Source organism: Pseudoxanthomonas spadix (assembly GCF_003703395.1).
In the GTDB taxonomy this organism is placed as follows: Bacteria; Pseudomonadota; Gammaproteobacteria; order Xanthomonadales; family Xanthomonadaceae; genus Pseudoxanthomonas_A; species Pseudoxanthomonas_A spadix.
Map to the genome: position 1 here is coordinate 31967 of NZ_RDQN01000010.1, position 20198 is coordinate 52164.

Below are 20198 nucleotides of genomic sequence, written 5' to 3' on the forward strand. Positions count from 1 at the left end.
TGTTCACCCCGCCACTGCCCATGCGCAATCCCCTGCAGGAACAGCTGCTCAAGGCCGGCCTGGTCAAGAAAGGCAAGGCCGACCAGATCGCCCGCGAGCAGGTCAAGGCGCGCCTGGCCAAGGGTGGCAAGGCCGCAGCGGGCGACCAGGAAAAAGTGGACGCAGCCCGCCTGCAGGCCGAGCGCGCCGAGCGCGACCGCGCCCTGGCGGCCGAACGCAATGCCCTGGCCAGGCGCCAGGAGCTGCAGGCGCAGATCCGCCAGATCGTGGACACCCACAAGGTCAAGCGCGGCGGCGAGATCGGCTACCGCTTCAACGACGGCGCGGTCATCGGCACCGTGCTGGTCGATGCCGCCCTGCGCGCGCAGCTGATCAGCGGCGCGTTGGTGATCGCCCGCCATGGCGGGGGCGTGGAACTCATCCCGCGCGCGGCGGCCGAGAAAATCTACGAACGCGACGCCGCATTCATCCTGCTCGACAACGGCCGCACCAGCGCTGCAGCAACCGCGGCGCCGGATGAAGCCGACCACTTCTACGACCAGGATCGGTTCAAGGTGCCTGACGACCTGATCTGGTGAGCGCGCAGGCGCTGCGCCGCGGCCGCCGGCCGGATCACCTGCAGCGCGCTCATGCCGCTGGCTGCGCCGGCAGCGCGTCGTCGAAGCGATAGAGGTCCATGGCCAGGAAGCCCATGTCGATGCCGGCATCGATGCGGGTCGCGCGGAAGTGTTCACCGGCCGCGCCCATGGCCACGTAGATCGGCTGCCAGTGCTCGTCGGTGGGGTGGGCGTGTTCGGCACCGGGCGCCTGGCGGCGGTAGTCCAGCATCGCGGCCACGTCGCCCTCGGCCAGCTTGCGCTCGACCCATTCGATGTAGGGCTGCACGTATGGCGCGATCGGCTTGCCTTCGCTGTAGCGGCGCCAGTCGTGCAGGTTGTGGGTGATGCTGCCCGAGCCGATCACCAGCACGCCCTCCGCGCGCAGCGGCGCCAGCGCCCGGCCGACCGCCAGCTGGTGTTCGGGACCGGCCATGGGCTGGATCGAGAGCGGCACCACCGGGATGTCGGCGTCCGGGTACAGCAGCCGCAGCGGCACCCACACGCCATGATCCAGACCGCGCTGCGGGTCGATGTGCGGGTCCAGGCCGGCCGCATGCAGCAGCTGCGCCGCGCGCAGGGCGACCTCCGGCGCGCCCGGCGCCGGGTACTGGATCTCATACAGCGCCTGCGGAAAGCCGCCGAAGTCGTGGATGGTTTCCGGCCTGGCCGCCCCGCCCACCAGCGGCGCGCGCGCCAGCCAGTGCGCCGAGGCGACCACGATGGCCCGCGGCCGCGGCAGGTCGCGGGCCAGTTCGGCCAGGCGCATGCCGACCCGCCCGGGCTCCAGCGCGGTCATCGGCGAGCCATGGGAGATGTAGAGCGAAGGCAGGCGGGTGGTGGTGGTCATGGGCGGGTGGTTCCGGCAACGGACGAAGACCTGCAGCCTATTACGCCGCGGGCGGTGGATAAACTCCAATGAAGGCCAGAATTCGTTTCATGGCCGCCCCGGCCCTGGTACCGGCGCCGCGCATCATCGTCCTTGAGGTGCACCGGGCAGACGGCGCTCTGGATGGCGACGTGCAGGTCCCAGAAGCTGTACTCGCCGGGGACTTGCAGGCGGCGCCAGATGGGCGGCGCGATGTGCAGCAGCCCGACGCGGAGCTGGAGGATGGGCTCGGGCATTGCCCCGCCTTTGCTCAGTGCGACCGAGCGGCCAGGTAATGCCCTGGCACAGCGGGGGGCCGACTTGTCACAGGGGATCTGGTGCGCCTGGAGGGATTCGAACCCCCGACCAATGGCTTCGGAAGCCACTACTCTATCCGGCTGAGCTACAGGCGCCTTGCTGTTGCACGCTGCCGCGGCAAGGCCGGCGGCAGCGCAGCATTATCACTGAAAGCGCCGCAGGACGCGAACATGCCGACACGCGCCGGAGTTGGACATGGCAACTGCTGGCCCGGCAGCGCGACGATGCCGGATACAGGCCGGGGACTCGGGCGAGCCTTGAAGCCCCCGCCTCAGGCGATGTCCAGCGCCGGCAACCCCTTGACCAGGTCATCGATCGCCTTGATCTGCGCAAGGAAGGCCTCCAGCGCGGCCAGCGGCAAGGCGCTGGGGCCGTCGCAACGGGCGTGGTCCGGGTCCGGATGCGCCTCCAGGAACAGCCCGCCCAGTCCCACCGCCATGCCGGCACGGGCCAGCTCCGGCACCTGGCGGCGGCGCCCGCCGGAGGCTTCGCTGCCCGGATCGCGCCGCTGCAGGCTGTGGGTGACATCGAAGATCACCGGCAGGCCGCCGCTGGACTCGGTCATTTCGCGAAAGCCCAGCATGTCCACCACCAGGTTGTCGTAGCCGAACTGCACCCCACGCTCGCACAGGATGATGCGGTCGTTGCCGGCCTCGCGGATCTTGTTGACGACGTGCCGGATCTGGGTGGGGCTCATGAACTGCGGCTTCTTGATGTTCACCGCGCGCCCGGTGCGGGCGATGGCCACCACCAGGTCGGTCTGCCGTGCCAGGAACGCCGGGATCTGCAGCACGTCCACCACCTCGGCCACCGGCGCGGCCTGGGCGACCTCGTGCACGTCGGTGATCACCGCAATGTCCAGCTGCTGCTTGACCTGCTCGAAGATCCGCAGGCCCTGCTCCAGGCCGACGCCGCGATAGGAGCTGATCGAGGAGCGGTTGGCCTTGTCGAAGGAGGCCTTGAACACGTACGGGATGCCCAGCCTGTCGGTCACCCGCTTGAAGTGCTCGGCGGCAAACAGGGTCGAATCCAGGTCTTCGAGCACGTTGAGCCCGCCAAACAGCACAAACGGCGCATCGTTGGCGATGGACACCCGGTCATCGATCGCGACCGGGACGCAGTGGGCGGACAGGGGCATGGTGGGACTCGCAGGAGGATTGCGGGCCATTCTAGTGAGGGGCACGGCAAGGGTGTCGCACGCCGTGAGACCGGCATCGGTTTCCCTGCACGGCTTTGGGGAAGATCGACCATGGCCTACGCGCTGACCCGCCGCACCGAAGACGCCGAACGCGCCCTGGCCACCACCGATGGCCAGCCCTCCAAGGACGGCGCGCTGCTGGCCCAGCGGCTTGAGCGCCGCTACGCCGACCGCATCACCGGCAGCTTCACCCTGCCCGGGCGCGAAGGCTGCTACGCGCCGATCCCCGACGAGGTGCCGGCGGCCCTGGCCGAGGCGCTGCGTGCGCGCGGCATCCAACGGCTCTACGCGCACCAGGCGCAGGCATGGGAAGCGACCCGGCGCGGCGAGCACGTGGCCATCGTCACCCCCACCGCCAGCGGCAAGTCGCTGTGCTACACGCTGCCGGTGCTGAGCGCGGCGATGACGCGCCAGGCCAAGGCGCTGTACCTGTTCCCGACCAAGGCGCTGGCGCAGGACCAGGTGGCCGAGCTGCTGGAGCTCAATCGCGCCGGCGAACTGGGCGTCAAGGCCTTCACCTTCGATGGCGACACACCGGGCGATGCGCGCCAGGCGATCCGCCTGCATGGCGACATCGTGGTCAGCAACCCGGACATGCTGCACCAGGCGATCCTGCCGCATCACACCAAGTGGGCGCAGTTCTTCGAGAACCTGCAGTACGTGGTGATCGACGAGATCCACACCTACCGCGGCGTATTCGGCAGCCATGTCACCAACGTGCTGCGCCGGCTCAAGCGCATCTGCGCCTTCTACGGCGCCAGTCCGCAGTTCATCCTGTGCTCGGCCACCATCGGCAATCCGCAGGCGCATGCGCAGGCGCTGATCGAAGAGCGCGTGCATGCCATCACCGAATCCGGCGCACCCACCGGCGACAAGCACGTGCTGCTGTGGAATCCACCGGTGGTCAATGCCGACCTGGGCCTGCGCGCCTCGGCCCGTTCGCAGAGCAACCGCATTGCGCGCATCGCCATCAAGTCCGGCCTGAAGACCCTGGTGTTCGCCCAGAACCGGCTGATGGTGGAAGTGCTGACCAAGTACCTGAAGGACATCTTCGACCACGACCCGCGCAAGCCCGCGCGCATCCGCGCCTATCGCGGCGGTTATCTGCCCACCGAACGGCGTCAGGCCGAACGGGCGATGCGCGAAGGCCGCATCGACGGCATCGTCAGTACTTCGGCGCTGGAGCTGGGCGTGGATATCGGCAGCCTGGACGTGGTGATCCTCAACGGTTATCCGGGCAGCGTGGCGGCGACCTGGCAGCGCTTTGGCCGCGCCGGCCGGCGCCAGCGCCCCTGCCTGGGGATGCTGGTGGCCAGCTCGCAGCCGCTGGACCAGTACGTGGTGCGGCATCCGGATTTCTTCGCCGATGCGCCGCCCGAACACGCGCGCACCGCGCCGGACCAGCCGCTGATCCTGTTCGACCATATCCGCTGCGCCGCCTTCGAGCTGCCGTTCAACGCCGGTGAGCCGTTCGGCCCGGTCGATCCGCTGGTGTACCTGGAAGCACTGGCCGAAAGCGAAGTCGTGCACCGGGAAGGCGATCGCTGGGAATGGATCGCCGACAGCTATCCGGCCAACGCGGTGAGCCTGCGCTCGGTGGCCGACGGCAACTTCGTGGTGGTCGACAGGACCGACGGCAAGCAGACCATCATTGCCGAGGTCGATTATTCGGCCGCGGCGCTGACCCTGTACGAAGGCGCGATCCACATGGTGCAGTCCACGCCGTACCAGGTCGAGCGGCTGGACTGGGAGGGCCGCAAGGCCTACGTCAGCCGCACCCAGGTGGACTACTACACCGACAGCATCGACTACACCCGGCTCAAGGTGCTGGAACGCTTCGACGGCGGCCCGGCCGGGCGCGGCGATGCGCACCACGGCGAGGTCCACGTGGTCCGGCGCGTGAGCGGCTACAAGAAGATCCGCTACTACACCCACGAGAACATCGGCTACGGCCCGGTCAACCTGCCCGACCAGGAGCTGCACACCACCGCGGTGTGGTGGCAGTTGCCACAGGCCGCCCTGGGCAAGGCGTTCGCCTCCAGGCAGGACGCGCTGGATGGCTTCCTGGCTGCCTCGCATGCACTGCACGTGGTGGCCACGGTGGCGGTGATGGCCGATGCACGCGACCTGCAAAAAGCCGTGGGCAACGGCGACGGCGCCTGGTTCGCGCTGGCCGACCAGAGCGGCCGCGGCCAGCTGCGCGGCGTGGAAGGCGCAGAGGGTGCGGCGAGCCTGGCGCAGGCGTTCGTGCCGACGGTGTACCTGTACGACAACTTCCCCGGCGGTGTGGGCCTGAGCGAACCGCTGTGGCAGCGCCAGGGCGAACTGGTGCAGCGCGCCGGCGAGCTGGTCCAGCGCTGCGACTGCAAGGCCGGCTGCCCCGCATGCGTGGGCCCGGTGCTGGCCGCACACGAAGAGGGCAACGGCACCTGGCCCAAGACCTTGGCGCTGAAGGTGCTGGCGCTGCTGTGCGAGCCTGGGACTGCGCTGCACGAGGACGCAGGTTTTGATGCGAGCGCGGTGTTCGCACCGGTCGATGGCGCGTTGACCGCCGATCATCGTCCGCTGGATGACGAGCGCGCGGCCCGGGACACGTCGGCGTGACGACGATGCAGCGCCGATCCTGTGGGAGCCGCCACGGCGGCGATGTCGGTCAGCGCGCGCGTGGCGTGTTGATCGCAGGACGTGAGCGCAGTGGGAGGGCCCCTTCGCCGCCGTGGCGGCTCCCACGCCATGCGGAGCGCGCTCCTGTGAAGGGTTCAGCGGATGGCCGCCCATGAGCATCAGCGCTGATCGACTGCGCGCCTTGCGCAAGCAGGCCGGCGATCCCACGGTGCGCGAGGCGGCGCCATCGGGCGATGGCGCCCAGCTTTCGCCAACTGTCGCAGCGCGGGACAGCGCACGCACGCGTGAACGCTCGGTCCTGGACTGGATGGATCCCACCGCCACGCCTGCCGCCAACGACCGCCATCGGCGCGGCCTGCAGCCGCAGAACGTGGACGCGCTGCGTCGTCTGATCGCCACCCGCGAGCGCAAGCCGGCCGTGCCGGCAGGCGCGGCCGTCGCGCGGGGTGCCGCAGTGGCCGAGCGCAGCCTGCCCGGGCAAGAGATCTCGCCCGGCCTGCACCTGATCGAGGCATTCCTGCCGCAGCCGATCCCGCGCATGGCGCTGTCGCTGGCCTTCGCCAGGCGCTGCGAGGATGCGGTGGCGCCGTGCGACCTGCTGTTCTTCGATACCGAGACCACCGGCCTGGCCGGCGGCAGCGGCACACGCGCCTTCATGATCGGCGCGGCCGACTGGCAGGTGCATGCGAGCGGGATCGAAGGCCTGCGCGTGCGCCAGCTGCTGACCTCCACGATGGCCGCCGAAGGCGCGATGCTGCGTGCATTCGCCGGGTGGCTGTCGCCGGGCACGGTGCTGTCCAGCTACAACGGCCGCAGCTACGACGCGCCGCTGCTGAAGACCCGCTATCGCCTGGCGCGCCTGGCCGAACCGCTGAGCGCACTGGACCACATCGACCTGCTGCATCCCACCCGCCGGCGCTATCGCGGCACCTGGGAAAACTGCAGGCTGGCCACCATCGAGCGCCAGCTGCTGCGCATCGTGCGCGAGGACGACCTGCCCGGCTGCCAAGCTCCCGCCGCCTGGCTGTCCTTCCTGCGCGGCGGCAGCGCCGGCAACCTGCGTCGCGTGGTCCAGCACAACCACCAGGACGTGGTCACCCTGGCCCAGCTGTTCCAGCGCCTGGTCCAGGCCGAGGACGACGAGCGCGCCGTGCTGGCCTTCGAGCAAGCGCGGTAGCCGGCGCAGACCGGTCAGCGCCCGGGCGCACCCATCGCTTCGGGCTGCAGGAACGGCTGCCGGGCCGCCTCGTCAGTGGCTGTCCCCTCGCCTGGATGTGCCGGCAGCAAGCCCCCGCTGGAGGCCACCGCCGGAATCGTGCTGGTCAGGAGAAGCGCCACTCACCCAACGATCCGGTCCCACACCTCGCGCACCGCCAGTCCCCCGCCACCAATCAACATCCCGAAGTACACGATGCTTGCGCCATTGAGCAGGTGCCCCAGCAGCACCGCCACACCGTCGCGCTGCATCAGGCCGATCGCCAGCAGCAGCAACGCCAGGCCCGGGATGGTGTTGCTGAAAGGCACGAACCCGAACGGCGCCATCAGCAGCACCGCGCCCAGCACCAGGGCGGCATCGTTGAGCGTTTCGGCGATGCGGCTGTCGACCAGCACCGGCAGCCGATGGGGACGGCTGACCTTCTGCAGGCGCGCCACCCACACCATGCCGCGGCCCAGCGCGTTGCGCAGCTTGTCGGCGGGCAGCTGGCGCTGGCGCAGCCGGGTCGGCAGCCACAATGGTCGGCGCAGCAGCCGGCTGACACCGACCAGCAGGATGCCGGCGCCGAACACGGTGCTGACGCCGGGGATGGACACCGGGATCAGAAACACCAGGGTCAGCAGCGCGGTGAGCAGCAGCAGGCCCTGCGGGCCGACCTGATCGAGCAGCGCATCCAGGCTGATCTGGTCCGGCGGCAGGCCATCGATGGCCTGTTGCAACTGGTCGCCCAGCGAGGCGGGCGCGGCGGTGGTCATCATATGGGGGCGGCGGTGGCGGCGGGCGTTGCAGGCTAGCAGCCTGTCGGGCTTTGGTGGTCGAGGCGAGAATTCGGCTGTGCGAGGTCAGATTTTCGACGGTTCGCCGGCCCATAGTGGTGCTATGGGCCAAGAAGCGGCGGAAAGATGGGCCGCACAGGCGGATTCGCAGCCCGGCCGACCAAAGTCCGACAGACTGCTAGCCCGGCGGCCGTGGCGGCGCTGTCGGATTGGCGCGGCGCCATTCAGCTCCCGGGCGGGCTGCGGTCGCTGTGCGCGGCCAGGAACGAACGCAGCGACGCCGGCTTGACCGGCTTGGTCAACAGCCGGTAGCCGCGCGCGCGCGCCTCGACCTTCAGCTCGTCGCGCCCGTCGGCGGTGAGCAGCGCGCCGGCGATCGGGCCGGGGCTGGCGTCACGCAACGCATCGAGCGTATCCAGCCCTTCCAGGCGGTCATGCAGGTGGTAGTCGACCAGCATCACCGCCGGACCTTCGGCCACCTGCTCCAGGGCGGCATCGACGGTGCTGGCGGTGATCACCTCCACGCCCCAGCGGCTGAGCAGCATGCGCATGCCATCCAGGATTTCCTGGTCGTTGTCCACGCACAGTACCTTCAGTCCCCCAAGCGAGTCGCTCACCGGTGCACGCCGCCGGCGCACCACCGGCTCGCTGATCTGGGCCGCGCGTGGCACGGTGATGGAGAACATGCTGCCCTTGCCGACGTTGCTGCGCGCATCCAGCGGCGCGTCGAGCACGCGCGAGATGCGCTGGCAGATCGACAGGCCCAGGCCCAGGCCCTGCTCACCCCAGTCGAAGGGCTGCTGGTAGCGCTGGAATTCCTCGAAGATCTGGCGCATGTGCTGCGGCGGGATGCCTGGTCCGGTGTCCCACACCTGCAGTTCCAGCAGCCGCCCGCGCCCGCGCATGCCCAGCACGATCCGGCCCGAGCGGGTGTAGCGCAGCGCGTTGGCGACGAAGTTCTGCAACACCCGGCGCAGCAGCCGGCGATCGCTGCGCACCGGCGCGCTGGCAGGCGCGTGCACGCGCAGCTGCAGGCCGCGGCTGGCCGCCACCGGCGCGTACTGGGCGGCCAGCTCGCGCAGCACCTCGGCCGCGTCGAAGTCGCTCAGCTCGGCGCGCAGGCGGTTGGCGTCCATGCGCGAGACATCCAGCAGCCCGTCCAGCAGCTCCTCGGCCGCGCGCAGCGAGGCATCCACGCGCTCGGCCAGGCGCACCTGCTCGGCCGCATCGCCGCCGCTTTCGCGCAGCGCCGAGGTGAACAGCCTTGCCGCATTGAGCGGCTGCAGCACGTCATGGCTGATCGCGGCCAAGAAGCGTGTCTTGGACTGCTGCGCGGCCTCGGCCTCGCGCGAGCGCTCGGCCACCCGCTGCTCCAGGGTCTCGTTGGATTCCAGCAGCGCCATCTCCACGCGCTTGAATTCGGTCACATCGTTGTAGCTGGTCACGTAGCCGCCGCCGGGCAGCGCCTGGCCGCGCAGCTCGATCACCTGGCCGTCGCTGCGCACCCGTTCGAACACGTGCGGCGTGCCGGCGCGCATGTAGCCGATGCGCTTGTCGATCTGTTCCTCCACCTCGCCGGCACCCAGCTCGCCCTTGAGCGCGTTGTAGCGGATCAGGTCGGCCACCGGCCGGCCGACGTAGAGCATGCCCTCCGGGTAGCCGAACATGGTCTGGTAGCGGCGGTTCCAGGCCACCAGGCGCATCTCGTGATCGACCACGCTGACCCCGGAGCTGATGTTCTCCAGGGTGGAGGAAAGGATCTCGCGGTTGAAACGCAGTTCCTGCCCGGCCTCGTCCAGCACCGCCACCACTTCGCCCAGCTCCATGCCCGAGCCGCGCAGCACGCTGGTCAACACCAGCCGCGCCGAGGCCGCGCCAATGGCCGAGGCCAGCAGGCGCTCGGTGAACTGGACCCAGGCGCGGTCGGCGCTGGCATCGGGCTTGAGTTCGCGCCCCAGCTCGTTGGCCTGCTCGGCGAAGGCACGCACCGCGTGGCGCTCGCCGACCACGCGCTGGGCCAGCGAGACCAGGTCGGACACGCGCACGCTCCCGCCCGGCCACGGGCTTGCGATCAGCGCACGCCGCTGCGCGTACGGGTCCAGAAACGGCACGATCCGCAGGCGTTCATCCAGGCTGGGCCGCCAGCGCGCCGAGACGATCATCATCGTGCCGGCATTGAGCAGCAGCGACCAGAACGTGCCGTGGGTCAACGGGTCCCAGCCGGTCAGGTTGAACAGTTGCTGCGGACGCAGCCAGGACACCCCGAACGGCCCGGTGACCAGCCACTGCGGCCCCAACCAGCCCGAGGCCGACAGGGTCGGCAGCAGCAGGGTATAGGCCCAGGTGGCAAAGCCCACTGCCATGCCCAGCTCCACCCCGTGGCGGCTGGCCCCGCGCCAGTACAGCCCGCCGATCAGCCCCGGTGCGAACTGCGCCACCGCGGCGAAGGCGATCAGGCCGTAGCTGGCCAGGGTACTGCCACCGTCGCTGTTGCGGTGGTAGGCGAAGGCGCACAGCGCCAGCGCCACGATGGTCACCCGGCGGATCCACAGGACCCGGGTGGCCATGTCGGCCGCGTCGTGGCGCTCGCCCCAGCCACGGCGCAGCAGCAGCGGCATCACCAGATCGTTGCTGACCATGGTGGCCAGGGCGATGCTGGCCACGATCACCATGCCGGTGGCCGCCGAAAAGCCGCCGATGTAGGCGGCGATGGCCAGGCCCTCGCGGCCAAGCGCCAGCGGCAGCGCCAGCACATAGGTATCACCGGCCTGCGCGCCGGACCCGCCGAACAATTCCGCGCCGGCCGTGGCGATGGGCACCACCATCGCCGAGATCACCACCAGGTAGGCGCCGAACATCCAGCGCGCGCGGCGCACGTCGCCCACCTCGCCGCATTCGACCACCGCCACGTGGAACTGGCGCGGCAGGCAGATGATGGCCAGGAATCCGAGCAGGGTCTGGGTCAGCAATCCCACCGGCGGGGCGTTCTGGAACAGGGTCAGCACCGACTCGCCCAGCGCATGCCCGCCCGTGCCCAGCCACTGCCAGGCGAACACACCCACCGCGGTGATCACCACCAGCTTGACCACCGACTCCATGGCAATGGCCAGCATCATGCCGTGGTGGTGTTCGGTCGCATCGACCTGGCGGGTGCCGAACAGGGCCGCGAACAGCGCCATCAGCAGCGCCACGTACAGCGCCGGGTCGTGCAGGAAGCCGGCGGCCTGCGGGTTGTACCCGGTCAGCACGCCCAGGCTCATCGCCACCGCCTTGTACTGCAGCGCCAGGTAGGGGATCACCCCGACCAGCGCGATCACCGTGACCAGGGCCGCCAGCCGGCGCGAGCGTCCGTAGCGCGAAGAAATGAAATCGGCGATGGAGACCGTGTTCTGGCTGCGCGCCGCCAGCGCCAGGCGTTCGATGATGCGCCAGCCAAACGCCAGCATCAGCAGCGGCCCAAGGTAGATCGGCAGGTAGCCGATGCCGTTGCGCACTGCACTGCCGACCGCGCCATAGAAGGTCCACGACGAGCAGTACACCGCCAGCGCCAGCGAATAGATCGCCGGGCGCAGCCAGCGCCGGTTGGGATACAGCGGATGGCGGTCGCCGAACCATGCGATGCCGAACAGCAGCACCGCATAGCCGACTGAAATGCCCAGCAACAGCCAACCTGAAATCATTGCCTTTCCCGGACCTCGCACGCACGTGACGCGGCGCGCCAGGGGCACCGCATGCAGCCCTGGAGTTTACCCGCGTGCCGCAGGCACGGCTTCCCGCTTTCCCCGGTTTCGGGGGCAGGCCGAACCTGCCCGGCCGGGACATTCCCGGTCATCGGGCGAACGGCAGCGCTGCAGGCTCGGCTACAGGCCTTCGGCCGGTGCCAGGCGCAGCCGGGCAACGGTGCCGCGGCCCGGCTCGGAGTCGATCCGCAGTTGCCAGCCCAGGTGCTCGCACAGGCGCGCGATCAGGTCCAGGCCGATGCCGCCGCCGTCGCGGCCGCCGCCGCCGCGGGCCAGACGCCCGTAGACCTCGCTGATTTCCTCCGGCGACATGCCATGGCCGGGATCGCGGATGATCACGGTGGCATCGGCGGTCAGGCCGACCTCGATCCGGCCCCGGTCGCTGTTCTCCACCGCGTTGCGCAGCAGGTTGCCGATCGCGGCCTGGACCATCGCCACCGGCGCGCGGATCACGCAGGCAGGCAGCGGCGCCAGCACGATCTCCAGGTCGCGACCTTCGGTGAGGTGGCGGTGATCGGCCACCACCGCCGGCAGCAGTTCGTCCAGGGCCACCATGTCGGCGCTGCCGGCCAGGCGCGCCGGATCCTTGGCCAGCGCCAGCAGCAGCGCGATCAGCTGTTCGACGTTGCGCGCGGTGCGGCGCACGCGCAGCAGCGGCTGGCGCGCGGCCACCGGCAGGTCGGGCTGCTCCAGGGCCAGTTCGTTGGCACCGGCGATCACCGCCACCGGCGTGCGCAACTCATGGCTGGCACTGTCGATGAAGGCGCGTTCGCGTTCGACGAAACGGGCGTTGCGCTCCAGGTAGTCGTTGAACGCCGCGCCGATCACCTGCAGTTCCTCGCCGGCGTCCTCGGCCACCTGGATGCGGGCATGGCCCATGTCCGGGCGTAGCCCGGCAATCTGGTCGGCCATCGCGCCCAGCGGCCGCACCGCGCGCCCCAGACCCCAGGCCATGAGCAGGCCGAACACGGCAATGGCCACCGCCGCGGCGCCCACCGTGCCCAGGGTCACCCAGCCTTCCACGCCTTCGAAACGGGTCAGATCCAGGGACAGCGCCAGCCGCCCCAGCGGCGTGTCTTCCACCAGCACCACGTGCTGCACGCCATCGATGGAAAAGTCATCGTGCAGCCCGGGCTTGAGCGCGGCCAGTTTGGTCGGCACGTCCGGATCGGTATTCAGGAAATACAGGCGCTCGGCCGGATCGTCGATCCAGTTGTAGCCCGGGTCGGCCTGCCGCCGTTCGACGAAATGCTGCAGGTCCGAGCGCATCAGCGAGCGCCACACCTGGCGCTCGGCGTGTTCGTTGACCACCTCCCCGCCCAGCACCACCGCGCCGGTGACCACCACCAGATACACCAGCGCCCAGCGCAGCAGGCGCTTGCGCAGCGAGATCCTACGCGCCATCGGCAGCGACATCACCGGTCAGCAGCCGGTAACCGACCCGCGGCAGGGTCTGGATCAGCTTGGTCTGGAACGGGCCATCGACGCTGCGCCGCAGTTCGTAGATGTGCGAACGCAGCATGTCGCCGTCGGGTGGCTCATCGCCCCACAGCGCGTATTCCAGGCGCTGGCGGGTGACCGCGGCCGGGCTGGCCTGCATCAGCACTTCCAGCAGCTTGCGGCAGGCCGGGTACAGGTGCAGCGGCTGGCCGGCGCGGGTGGCTTCCAGGGTGGACAGGTCCAGGGTCAGGTCGGCCACCTGCAGCACGCGCCGGCGGTTGCGGCCGTTGGCGCGGGCCAGCAGTGCCTCCAGCCGCACTTCCAGTTCCTGCATGGCAAAGGGCTTGGTGAGGTAGTCGTCGGCGCCGGTGCGGAAACCGTCGATCTTGTCGGGCAGTTCATCGCGCGCGGTGAGCATGATCACCGGCACGATGCTGCCGTACTCGCCGCGCAGCCGGCGCAGCACTTCGCGCCCGTCCATGCGCGGCAGCATCCAGTCCAGCAGCACCGCGTCGAAGACCTGGGTCGTGGCCAGGTGCAGGCCGGTAACGCCATCGGGGGCGGCATCCAGGGCGTGGCCGCGCGATTCGAAGTAATCGAACAGATTGGCCACCAGGTTGCGGTTGTCCTCGATCACCAGCAGGCGCATGGCCGTGCTTCCTCAATTGCCTCGGATGGCCGCAGCGCAGTCACGATCGCCATGGATGGGCGCGTATGGTTGGGATGCCGTTGTCGGAATGGTGTTGGATGCGCGGCCATGCACATTCTCCCATAGCCACCGGCGGCTGAACGGTTAAATCCAGCCAACCTCGCTCCGACGAAGCTCCGACGGTGCAGGCCCGAGCATCCGCGCCGTTCCCGTGATGCGTGCGCCTTCAATGCAGATGCCTGCCACCAGACTTCTCCGCGTTCGCGGCGCCGCGCGCCTGCGTCCTGACCTGCTGCTGTGGGGCCCGCTGGGTGCGGCCATCGCAGCCATCGCCTTGTTGCAGGGCGCCGGCGCAGACCGGTGGCTGGCCGACCAGCTGTATGCGCTCGAAGGGGGCCGCTGGGCCCTGCAGCACGCCTGGTTCACCGAGGACCTGGTTCACCGTTGGGGCAAGCGGCTGGATATCCTCGCCTGGCTGGCGATGGCGTGCACGCGCGTGGCGCTCTCGCGCGATGCCGGCAAGCGCGCCTGGTGTCGGCCGCTGGACTACCTGCTGGTGGCCACGCTGGCCGGTCCGCTGATGGTGTCCTGGCTGAAGTCCTGGACACATGTCGACTGCCCCTGGGACCTGGTCCGCTACGGCGGCAGCCATCCCTACGTGGAATTGCTGCAGCCTCGTGCGGCTGGCTATGGCCCCGGCCAGTGCTTTCCTGCCGGCCACGCCAGCGCCGGCTATGGCTGGCTGGCGCTGTTCTTCGGCCTGGGCGCGCTGGATCGCCGCTGGGGCTGGATCGGGCTGGGCATCGCGCTCGGGGTGGGCCTGGTGTTCGGCATCAGCCAGCAGCTGCGCGGCGCGCATTTTCTCTCCCACGACGTGGCCTCGGCGGCGGTGTGCTGGCTCATGGCCTGGGTCTGCGCACGGCTGATGCTGCCGCGCCAGCCGGCGGTCAAGGCATGAGCGCCGACCTGCCCATGCCGCGCAAGCGGCCCGGCGCCGACGTGCCACATCTGGCGGCGCGGCTACGGCAGCCGCCGCGCCTGAGCAGCGAAATGCTGGTGCTGCTGGCCAGCCTGTATTTCGCCGTCTTCAGCAATGTCCGTTTCTGGTCGGCCGCCATCACCGCACCCGCCCAGCAATGGCCGATGGCCATCTCCCTGTTGGTCTTGCTGGTCGGCCTGCACGCGCTGTTGCTGGGCCTGCTGGTCAACCGCTGGACCGCCAAGCCGCTGTTGAGCGTGATCGTGCTGGTGACCGCCGCGGCCTCGCACTTCATGCAGGCCTTTGGCCTGTACCTGGACGCGGACATGGTGCGCAACGTGCTGGCCACCGACCCGCGCGAATCGTCCGAACTGATGACCTGGTCGCTGCTGGCACCGCTGCTGCTGGCGGCCATCCCGGTGGCGCTGCTGTGGCGCGTGGAGCTGCTCGGCCGACCTTTGAAGAAGGCTTTGGGCGCGCGCGTCCTGCTGCTGGGCGGTGCCCTGGCCGCCAGCACCGTGGCGGCGGTGGCCGGCTACCAGCCGCTGGCCGCGCTGATGCGCAACCAGCATGACCTGCGCTACCTGGCCACCCCGGGCAACTGGATGCTCTCGCTGGGCAAGGTGGCCTTCGCCAGCCCGCCCGGCCCGGCCAAGCCCAAGCTGGCGATCGGCACCGACGCGGTCCAGGTCGCCGCGCGCCCGGCCGGGGCCAGGCCGCGACTGTTGGTGATCGTGGTCGGCGAAACCGCGCGGGCGCAGAACTGGGGCTTGGGCGGCTACGCCCGCGACACCACCCCGGAGCTGCGCCAAGCCGGCGTGATCAACTTCACCGACACCAGCGCCTGCGGCACCGCCACCGAGGTCTCGTTGCCGTGCATGTTTTCGCCGTGGGGCCGCCACGACTACGACGAGAAGAAGATCCGCGCCCACCAGTCGCTGTTGCATGTGCTGGACCATGCCGGCATCGGCGTGGTCTGGCGCGACAACCAGGCTGGCTGCAAGGGCGTATGCGAGGGGCTGCCGATGCAGTCGGTGACCGACGCGAAGGACCCGCAGCTGTGCAACGACCAGCGCTGCTGGGACCAGATCCTGCTCAAGGACCTGGACGGGGCGCTGGCCATGGCCAAGACCACGGGCCGGGACAAGGTCCTGGTCCTGCACATGTTGGGCAACCACGGACCCAGCTATTACGACCGCTACCCGCCGCAGTTCGCCCGCTTCACGCCTGCCTGCCAGGTGCCTGACCTGGGCCGCTGTTCGCGCCAGGAGATCGTCAACGCCTACGACAATGCCTTGCGCTACACCGATCATGTACTGGCCAGCGCCATCGGCGCGTTGGCCAGGCGCACCGAGGTGGACAGCGCGCTGGTGTACCTGTCCGACCACGGCGAATCACTGGGCGAGAAAGGCCTGTTCCTGCACGGCGTGCCCTACGCCATCGCCCCGCGCGAACAGACCCACGTGCCGATGGTGATGTGGTTCGGCGAGCGCTTCGCCCGCGACGAGGGCCTGGACCTGCAGTGCCTGCGCCAGCGCGCCACCCGGCCCACCAGCCACGACAACCTGTTTCCCTCGGTGCTGGGCCTGCTGGATGTGAAGACCTCGCTGTACGACGCCTCGCGGGATCTGTTCGCACCGTGTCGCGCGGCGGCGGCAACCCACGCCTGAGCTGTTGCCCTGAGCTGTTGCCCTGAGCTGTTGCCCTGAGCTGTTGGCCTGAGCTGTTGCTTGTGCTGTTGCTTGTGCCGTTGCCGTTGCCGTTGCCGTGAGCTTTACCTGACCGAGCCGTAAAGCGAGCCGAGCATCGCAGGAAGGCAGGGCCGAAGAGGCGCCCTTGTCTGAGCGAAGCGAGTTTGGGCGCCGTCCCTGAAAGGGGATAAATGCCCCGCCTTCCGAGAAGCGCAGGGGACCGCCGCGCAGCGGCGGATCGCGTTTTCAATCCCCTTTTTGGGACCGGCGAGAAGCGGTTTTGGCTACTCTTGCCAAGACAAAAGTAGCTCGCGCCGCGAAGCGGCGTGAAAGCCTTTGCTTCTGATCTTGGTGTGCGTTGAGTGTCCCCGCTAAGACCGCGCAAGCCATTCAAGCAGGATCAAAGGATTTCGCACCCTTCGGGCATGGACTTCCTTTTCTCGCGGCAAGAGGAAGCTCAGTCAAATCAACAACAACAGACCGAAGCCTGCGCCGCATCAACCCAGATGCGGCGTCCCCAGATACTGCGCACTTTGCATTTCGATCAATCGCGACGCCGTGCGCTCGAACGCACCGGCCAGGCGGCTGCCGCTGTACAGCGCGGTCGGTGCAGCGGCGGCGGTGCACACCAGCTTGACCTGGCGGTCGTACACCTCGTCGATCAGGTTGACGAAGCGGCGCGCGGCATCCTCGTTGTGGCGATCGAAGGTCGGGATGGCGCCCACCAGCAGCGTGTCGAATTCGCGCGCCAGCTCGATGTAGTCGGTGGTCGAGCGCGGGCCTTCGCACAGGGCCGAAAAATCGAACCAGGCCAGGCCCCGGCAGCGTCCGCGCAGCGCGATCCTGCGACCGTCGATCTCGATCTGCCCGGCCTGCGCCGGTACGCCGGCCAGTTCCAGCCAGCGCTGGCCCAGCCAGGCGTCCGCCTCGCCATCCAGCGGCGCGCGGTACACTGGCGAACGGGTCAGCGTGCGCAGCCGATAGTCCTGCTGGCCCTCGGCGTGCAGCACCACACAGTACTTCTGCAGCGCGGCGATGGCCGGCAGGAAACGCTCGCGCTGCAGGCCGTCCTTGTAGAGGTTTTCCGGCGCGGTGTTGGAGGTGGTCACCAGGGTCACGCCCTGGACGAACAGCCGCTCCAGCAGCCGCCCGAGCAGCATCGCATCGCCGATGTCGGTGACGAAGAATTCGTCGAGCACCAGCACCCGCAGCGAATCCTTCCAGTCCTGGGCAATGCGTGCCAGCGGATCGCTCTGGCCGGCATGCGCGCGCAGCCTGTCGTGGATCTGGCGCATGAACCGGTGGAAATGCGTGCGCCGCTTCTGCCTGACCGGCAGCCCGTCGTAGAACAGGTCGACCAGGAAGGTCTTGCCACGGCCCACACCGCCCCACAGATACAGTCCGGGCACGGCCTGCGGCTTCTTCCAGAAGGCCGAAAGCCGATCCAGGAAGCCGTCCTGCTCGCCCTCGCACAGCGCGATGTGGATGCGGTCCAGCTCGGCCAGGGCTGCGTGCTGGGCGCGGTCATCGCTCCACTTGCCTTCGCGCGCACCTTGCGCATAGCGCTGCGAAGGCAGCAGGTCAGCCTGCGCGCGGCCTGCCTGCGGTGCGCTCACGCGCTGGCTGCCGGCAGCCAGCCCTTGACCGTGTGCTGGATGGCGCCGCGCAGGTCGATCAGCTTGCGGTGGAAGAAGTGGCCGGTGTCGGGCATGCGCACCAGCGTGTGCGGCGCGTCGAGGCCGTCGAGCCAGTCGACCACCGCCTGCGGATCGACGATCTCATCATCGTTGCCCTGCACCACCAGCCAGCGCGACGGCGGCTGCACATCATCGAAGTCCCACTCGCGCCCGACCGGCGGGGCGATGGACACCAGTACCTGCGGCCGCAGCGCGGCGCTGGCCTTCAGGGTCACGTAGGCGCCGAAACTGAAGCCCACCAGCCACAGCGCCGCCTCGGGCCGCTGGGTGCGCACCCAGGCCACCACCGCGGCCAGGTCGTCCTGCTCGCCGACGCCGTTGTCGAACGCGCCGGCCGAGCGGCCGACGCTGCGAAAGTTGAAGCGCACCGTGGCCAGGCCAAGCTCGCGCAGCGCGCGCGCGGCCATGGTCACGACCTTGTTGTGCAGACTGCCGCCTTCGGTGGACAGCGGATGGCAGACCACCGCCACGGCCGGAACCGGCGCCACGTCGGGATCGGGCAGGTCCACCGCCGTTTCCAACGCGCCGGCGGGGCCGTCCAGCAGCAGGGTGGTCGATTCAGTGGGGAAGGCAGGAGTCGGCATGGCGCCATGATAACCCCCGCTTCGCGCGCGGCCCGCCTCTTGCAACCTCGTCAAATCGCATAAACACCGACGCCGGCCCCACGGGACCGGCGTCGGTGTGGGCTGGCGAATCTCGCCCCGGCCCGTGGCGCCCCTCCCAGGGATGGCTTACTTGGTGATGTCCACGCCCCGGGTCTCGCGCAGGAAGATCCCCCCGATCACCACCGTCATCAAGGCAACGCCGATGGGATACCACAGGCCGTAGTACATGTTGCCGGTCGCCGCGACCAGGCTGAAGGAAATCGTCGGCAGGAAGCCGCCGAACCAGCCATTGCCGATGTGGTATGGCAGCGACATCGAGGTGTAACGGATCCGGGTGGGGAACAGTTCCACCAGCCAGGCCGCGATCGGCCCGTAGACCATGGTCACGAAGATCGCCAGCACAAACAGCACCGCGATGACCATCGGCTTGTTCATGCGCGCCGGGTCGGCTTTTTCAGGGTAGCCGGCAGTGGTCAGAGTGGACTTGAGCTGCTTGGTGAAGGCCTCGCTGTTGGCCTTGGTTTCTTCCTTGCTCAAGCCGCCGCCTTCGTACGAACTGATCTGCACGCTGCCCACATTCACCGTGGCTACGGTGCCGGGCGCGGCCTCGTTGATCGTGTACGGAACGCCGGCCCTGGTCAGCGCGGTGGCCGCGACATCGCAGGAGCTGGTGAAGCTCTTCCGGCCGATCGGGTCAAACTGGAAGCTGCAGGTCTGCGGGTCGGCATTGATCACCACCGGCGCACTGACACGGGCCTCTTCGATCGCCGGGTTGGCGTAGTGGGTCAGCGCCTTGAACAGCGGGATGTAGCACAGGGCGGCCAGCAGGCAGCCGCCCAGGACGATGCTTTTGCGGCCGATCCTGTCCGAGAGCCAGCCGAAGAACAGGAAGAACGGCGTGGCCAGTGCCAGGCTCCCGGCAATCATCAGGTTGCCGGTCGTGGGGTCGACCTTCAGCGCCTGGGTCAGGAAGAACAGCGTGTAGAACTGGCCGCCGTACCAGACCACAGCCTGGCCGGCGGTGGCGCCCAGGAGCACCAGCAGCATCAGCTTGAAGTTGCCGCCCTTGAGGCTGTCGCGGAACGGCTGCTTGGACCCCTTGCCCTCGGACTGCATCTGCTGGAACAGTGGCGACTCGCTCAGCTGCAGGCGGATCCACACCGACACGCCCAGCAGCACGATCGAGACCAGGAACGGAATGCGCCAACCCCAGTCCTCGAACGCTTCATTGCCCAGCGCAGTGCGGCAGGCCAGGATGATCAGCAGCGACAGGAACAGGCCAACGGTGGCCGTGCACTGGATGAAGCTGGTGTAGAACCCACGCTTGTTGACCGGCGCGTGTTCGGCCACGTAGGTCGCCGCGCCCCCGTACTCGCCGCCCATCGCCAGACCCTGGGCCAGGCGCAGCACGATCAGGATCACCGGCGCGGCCGCACCAATGGCGGTGTAGGACGGCAGCACGCCCACCAGAAAGGTGGACAGGCCCATGATCAGGATCGTGACCAGGAAGGTGTATTTGCGGCCGATGCGGTCGCCCAGGCTGCCGAAGAAGGCCGCGCCGAAGGGCCGCACGAAAAAGCCTGCCGCAAAGGCCAGCAGGGCGAAGATGAAGCCGGTGGTTTCGTTGACGCCGCTGAAGAACTGCTTGGCGATGATCGCCGCCAGCGAGCCGTACAGGAAGAAGTCGTACCACTCGAAGACCGTGCCGAGGCTGGACGCGATAATGACGCGCTTGTGCCCGGAAGTCAGCGCGCCCGAGACGGGCTGGGAGGAAGCAGTCGTTGACATGAGGTTCTCCGG

The 20198-nt window shown here is 69.1% G+C and carries 15 protein-coding genes and 1 tRNA gene; 5 read left to right on the top strand and 11 right to left on the bottom strand.

Features of this window, described 5'->3' with window-relative positions; translation table 11 throughout:
* Positions 1–20: 20 nt before the first annotated feature.
* Positions 21–578, top strand: coding sequence for a DUF2058 domain-containing protein (locus tag D9R12_RS13690; RefSeq protein ID WP_122231246.1), 558 nt, complete (start codon positions 21–23; stop codon positions 576–578).
* A 49-nt stretch (positions 579–627) separates the two neighbouring features.
* Here D9R12_RS13690 and D9R12_RS13695 read toward each other — a convergent pair whose 3' ends face one another.
* The 4 genes from D9R12_RS13695 to kdsA form a co-directional block, all read right to left on the bottom strand.
* Positions 628–1446 (bottom strand): dioxygenase family protein, encoded by an 819-nt coding sequence (locus tag D9R12_RS13695; RefSeq protein WP_122231248.1) that lies wholly within the window; start codon positions 1444–1446, stop codon positions 628–630.
* On the bottom strand, positions 1443–1721 hold the full coding sequence (locus D9R12_RS13700; RefSeq protein ID WP_122231250.1) for an IS1096 element passenger TnpR family protein: 279 nt from the start codon (positions 1719–1721) through the stop codon (positions 1443–1445). Before D9R12_RS13700 ends, D9R12_RS13695 begins: the two co-directional genes overlap by 4 nt.
* Before the next feature lie 79 nt (positions 1722–1800).
* A tRNA-Arg gene (locus D9R12_RS13705) sits at positions 1801–1877 on the bottom strand.
* Positions 1878–2053: 176 nt separating this feature from the next.
* Entirely contained in the window at positions 2054–2920 is an 867-nt protein-coding gene (gene kdsA / locus D9R12_RS13710) for a 3-deoxy-8-phosphooctulonate synthase (protein ID WP_122231252.1), read from the bottom strand.
* Between the two features lie 111 nt (positions 2921–3031).
* Here kdsA and D9R12_RS13715 point away from each other — a divergent pair, with 111 nt between their 5' ends.
* Together D9R12_RS13715 and D9R12_RS13720 are read left to right on the top strand one after the other, a co-directional pair.
* On the top strand, positions 3032–5584 hold the full coding sequence (locus tag D9R12_RS13715; protein ID WP_122231254.1) for a DEAD/DEAH box helicase: 2553 nt from the start codon (positions 3032–3034) through the stop codon (positions 5582–5584).
* Between the two features lie 172 nt (positions 5585–5756).
* Positions 5757–6782 (top strand): ribonuclease H-like domain-containing protein, encoded by a 1026-nt coding sequence (locus D9R12_RS13720; protein WP_122231256.1) that lies wholly within the window; start codon positions 5757–5759, stop codon positions 6780–6782.
* 161 nt (positions 6783–6943) lie between these two features.
* On the opposite strand, the gene D9R12_RS13725 is transcribed toward D9R12_RS13720, so the two are convergent.
* The 4 genes from D9R12_RS13725 to D9R12_RS13740 form a co-directional block, all read right to left on the bottom strand.
* Positions 6944–7576 carry an exopolysaccharide biosynthesis protein gene (locus D9R12_RS13725; protein WP_043291500.1) on the bottom strand — a complete coding sequence of 211 codons (633 nt, stop codon included), beginning with the start codon at positions 7574–7576 and terminating at the stop codon, positions 6944–6946.
* Between the two features lie 245 nt (positions 7577–7821).
* On the bottom strand, positions 7822–11277 hold the full coding sequence (locus D9R12_RS13730) for a PAS domain-containing hybrid sensor histidine kinase/response regulator (RefSeq protein ID WP_122231258.1): 3456 nt from the start codon (positions 11275–11277) through the stop codon (positions 7822–7824).
* A 180-nt stretch (positions 11278–11457) separates the two neighbouring features.
* On the bottom strand, positions 11458–12741 hold the full coding sequence (locus D9R12_RS13735) for a sensor histidine kinase (protein ID WP_170159265.1): 1284 nt from the start codon (positions 12739–12741) through the stop codon (positions 11458–11460).
* The gene (locus D9R12_RS13740; RefSeq protein WP_014162105.1) at positions 12731–13426 is read right to left on the bottom strand and encodes a response regulator transcription factor; all 696 of its coding nucleotides are present in this window, start codon (positions 13424–13426) and stop codon (positions 12731–12733) included. The genes D9R12_RS13735 and D9R12_RS13740 overlap by 11 nt, the downstream gene beginning before the upstream one ends.
* 235 nt (positions 13427–13661) lie before the next feature.
* On the opposite strand from D9R12_RS13740, the gene D9R12_RS13745 reads away from it, so the two are divergent.
* The gene (locus D9R12_RS13745; protein ID WP_122231302.1) at positions 13662–14384 is read left to right on the top strand and encodes a phosphatase PAP2 family protein; all 723 of its coding nucleotides are present in this window, start codon (positions 13662–13664) and stop codon (positions 14382–14384) included.
* On the top strand, positions 14381–16075 hold the full coding sequence (locus D9R12_RS13750) for a phosphoethanolamine transferase (protein ID WP_210538948.1): 1695 nt from the start codon (positions 14381–14383) through the stop codon (positions 16073–16075). Before D9R12_RS13745 ends, D9R12_RS13750 begins: the two co-directional genes overlap by 4 nt.
* Before the next feature lie 518 nt (positions 16076–16593).
* Here the strand turns inward: D9R12_RS13750 and zapE are convergent.
* From zapE to D9R12_RS13765, 3 genes are all read right to left on the bottom strand, one after another.
* Positions 16594–17676, bottom strand: coding sequence for a cell division protein ZapE (gene zapE, locus D9R12_RS13755; protein WP_170159270.1), 1083 nt, complete (start codon positions 17674–17676; stop codon positions 16594–16596).
* Between the two features lie 32 nt (positions 17677–17708).
* Positions 17709–18377, bottom strand: coding sequence for an alpha/beta hydrolase (locus D9R12_RS13760; protein WP_122231262.1), 669 nt, complete (start codon positions 18375–18377; stop codon positions 17709–17711).
* Between the two features lie 147 nt (positions 18378–18524).
* Positions 18525–20186 carry an MFS transporter gene (locus D9R12_RS13765; RefSeq protein ID WP_122231263.1) on the bottom strand — a complete coding sequence of 554 codons (1662 nt, stop codon included), beginning with the start codon at positions 20184–20186 and terminating at the stop codon, positions 18525–18527.
* Positions 20187–20198: the final 12 nt, after the last annotated feature.

Bases quoted from the DNA above. Each gene is read 5' to 3' on its own strand.
- D9R12_RS13690 (WP_122231246.1), top strand. From the start codon at position 21: ATGCGCAATCCCCTGCAGGAACAGCTGCTCAAGGCCGGCCTGGTCAAG.
- D9R12_RS13695 (WP_122231248.1), bottom strand. From the start codon at position 1,446: ATGACCACCACCACCCGCCTGCCTTCGCTCTACATCTCCCATGGCTCG.
- D9R12_RS13700 (WP_122231250.1), bottom strand. From the start codon at position 1,721: ATGCCCGAGCCCATCCTCCAGCTCCGCGTCGGGCTGCTGCACATCGCG.
- kdsA (WP_122231252.1), bottom strand. From the start codon at position 2,920: ATGCCCCTGTCCGCCCACTGCGTCCCGGTCGCGATCGATGACCGGGTG.
- D9R12_RS13715 (WP_122231254.1), top strand. From the start codon at position 3,032: ATGGCCTACGCGCTGACCCGCCGCACCGAAGACGCCGAACGCGCCCTG.
- D9R12_RS13720 (WP_122231256.1), top strand. From the start codon at position 5,757: ATGAGCATCAGCGCTGATCGACTGCGCGCCTTGCGCAAGCAGGCCGGC.
- D9R12_RS13725 (WP_043291500.1), bottom strand. From the start codon at position 7,576: ATGACCACCGCCGCGCCCGCCTCGCTGGGCGACCAGTTGCAACAGGCC.
- D9R12_RS13730 (WP_122231258.1), bottom strand. From the start codon at position 11,277: ATGATTTCAGGTTGGCTGTTGCTGGGCATTTCAGTCGGCTATGCGGTG.
- D9R12_RS13735 (WP_170159265.1), bottom strand. From the start codon at position 12,741: ATGGCGCGTAGGATCTCGCTGCGCAAGCGCCTGCTGCGCTGGGCGCTG.
- D9R12_RS13740 (WP_014162105.1), bottom strand. From the start codon at position 13,426: ATGCGCCTGCTGGTGATCGAGGACAACCGCAACCTGGTGGCCAATCTG.
- D9R12_RS13745 (WP_122231302.1), top strand. From the start codon at position 13,662: ATGCCTGCCACCAGACTTCTCCGCGTTCGCGGCGCCGCGCGCCTGCGT.
- D9R12_RS13750 (WP_210538948.1), top strand. From the start codon at position 14,381: ATGAGCGCCGACCTGCCCATGCCGCGCAAGCGGCCCGGCGCCGACGTG.
- D9R12_RS13760 (WP_122231262.1), bottom strand. From the start codon at position 18,377: ATGCCGACTCCTGCCTTCCCCACTGAATCGACCACCCTGCTGCTGGAC.
- D9R12_RS13765 (WP_122231263.1), bottom strand. From the start codon at position 20,186: ATGTCAACGACTGCTTCCTCCCAGCCCGTCTCGGGCGCGCTGACTTCC.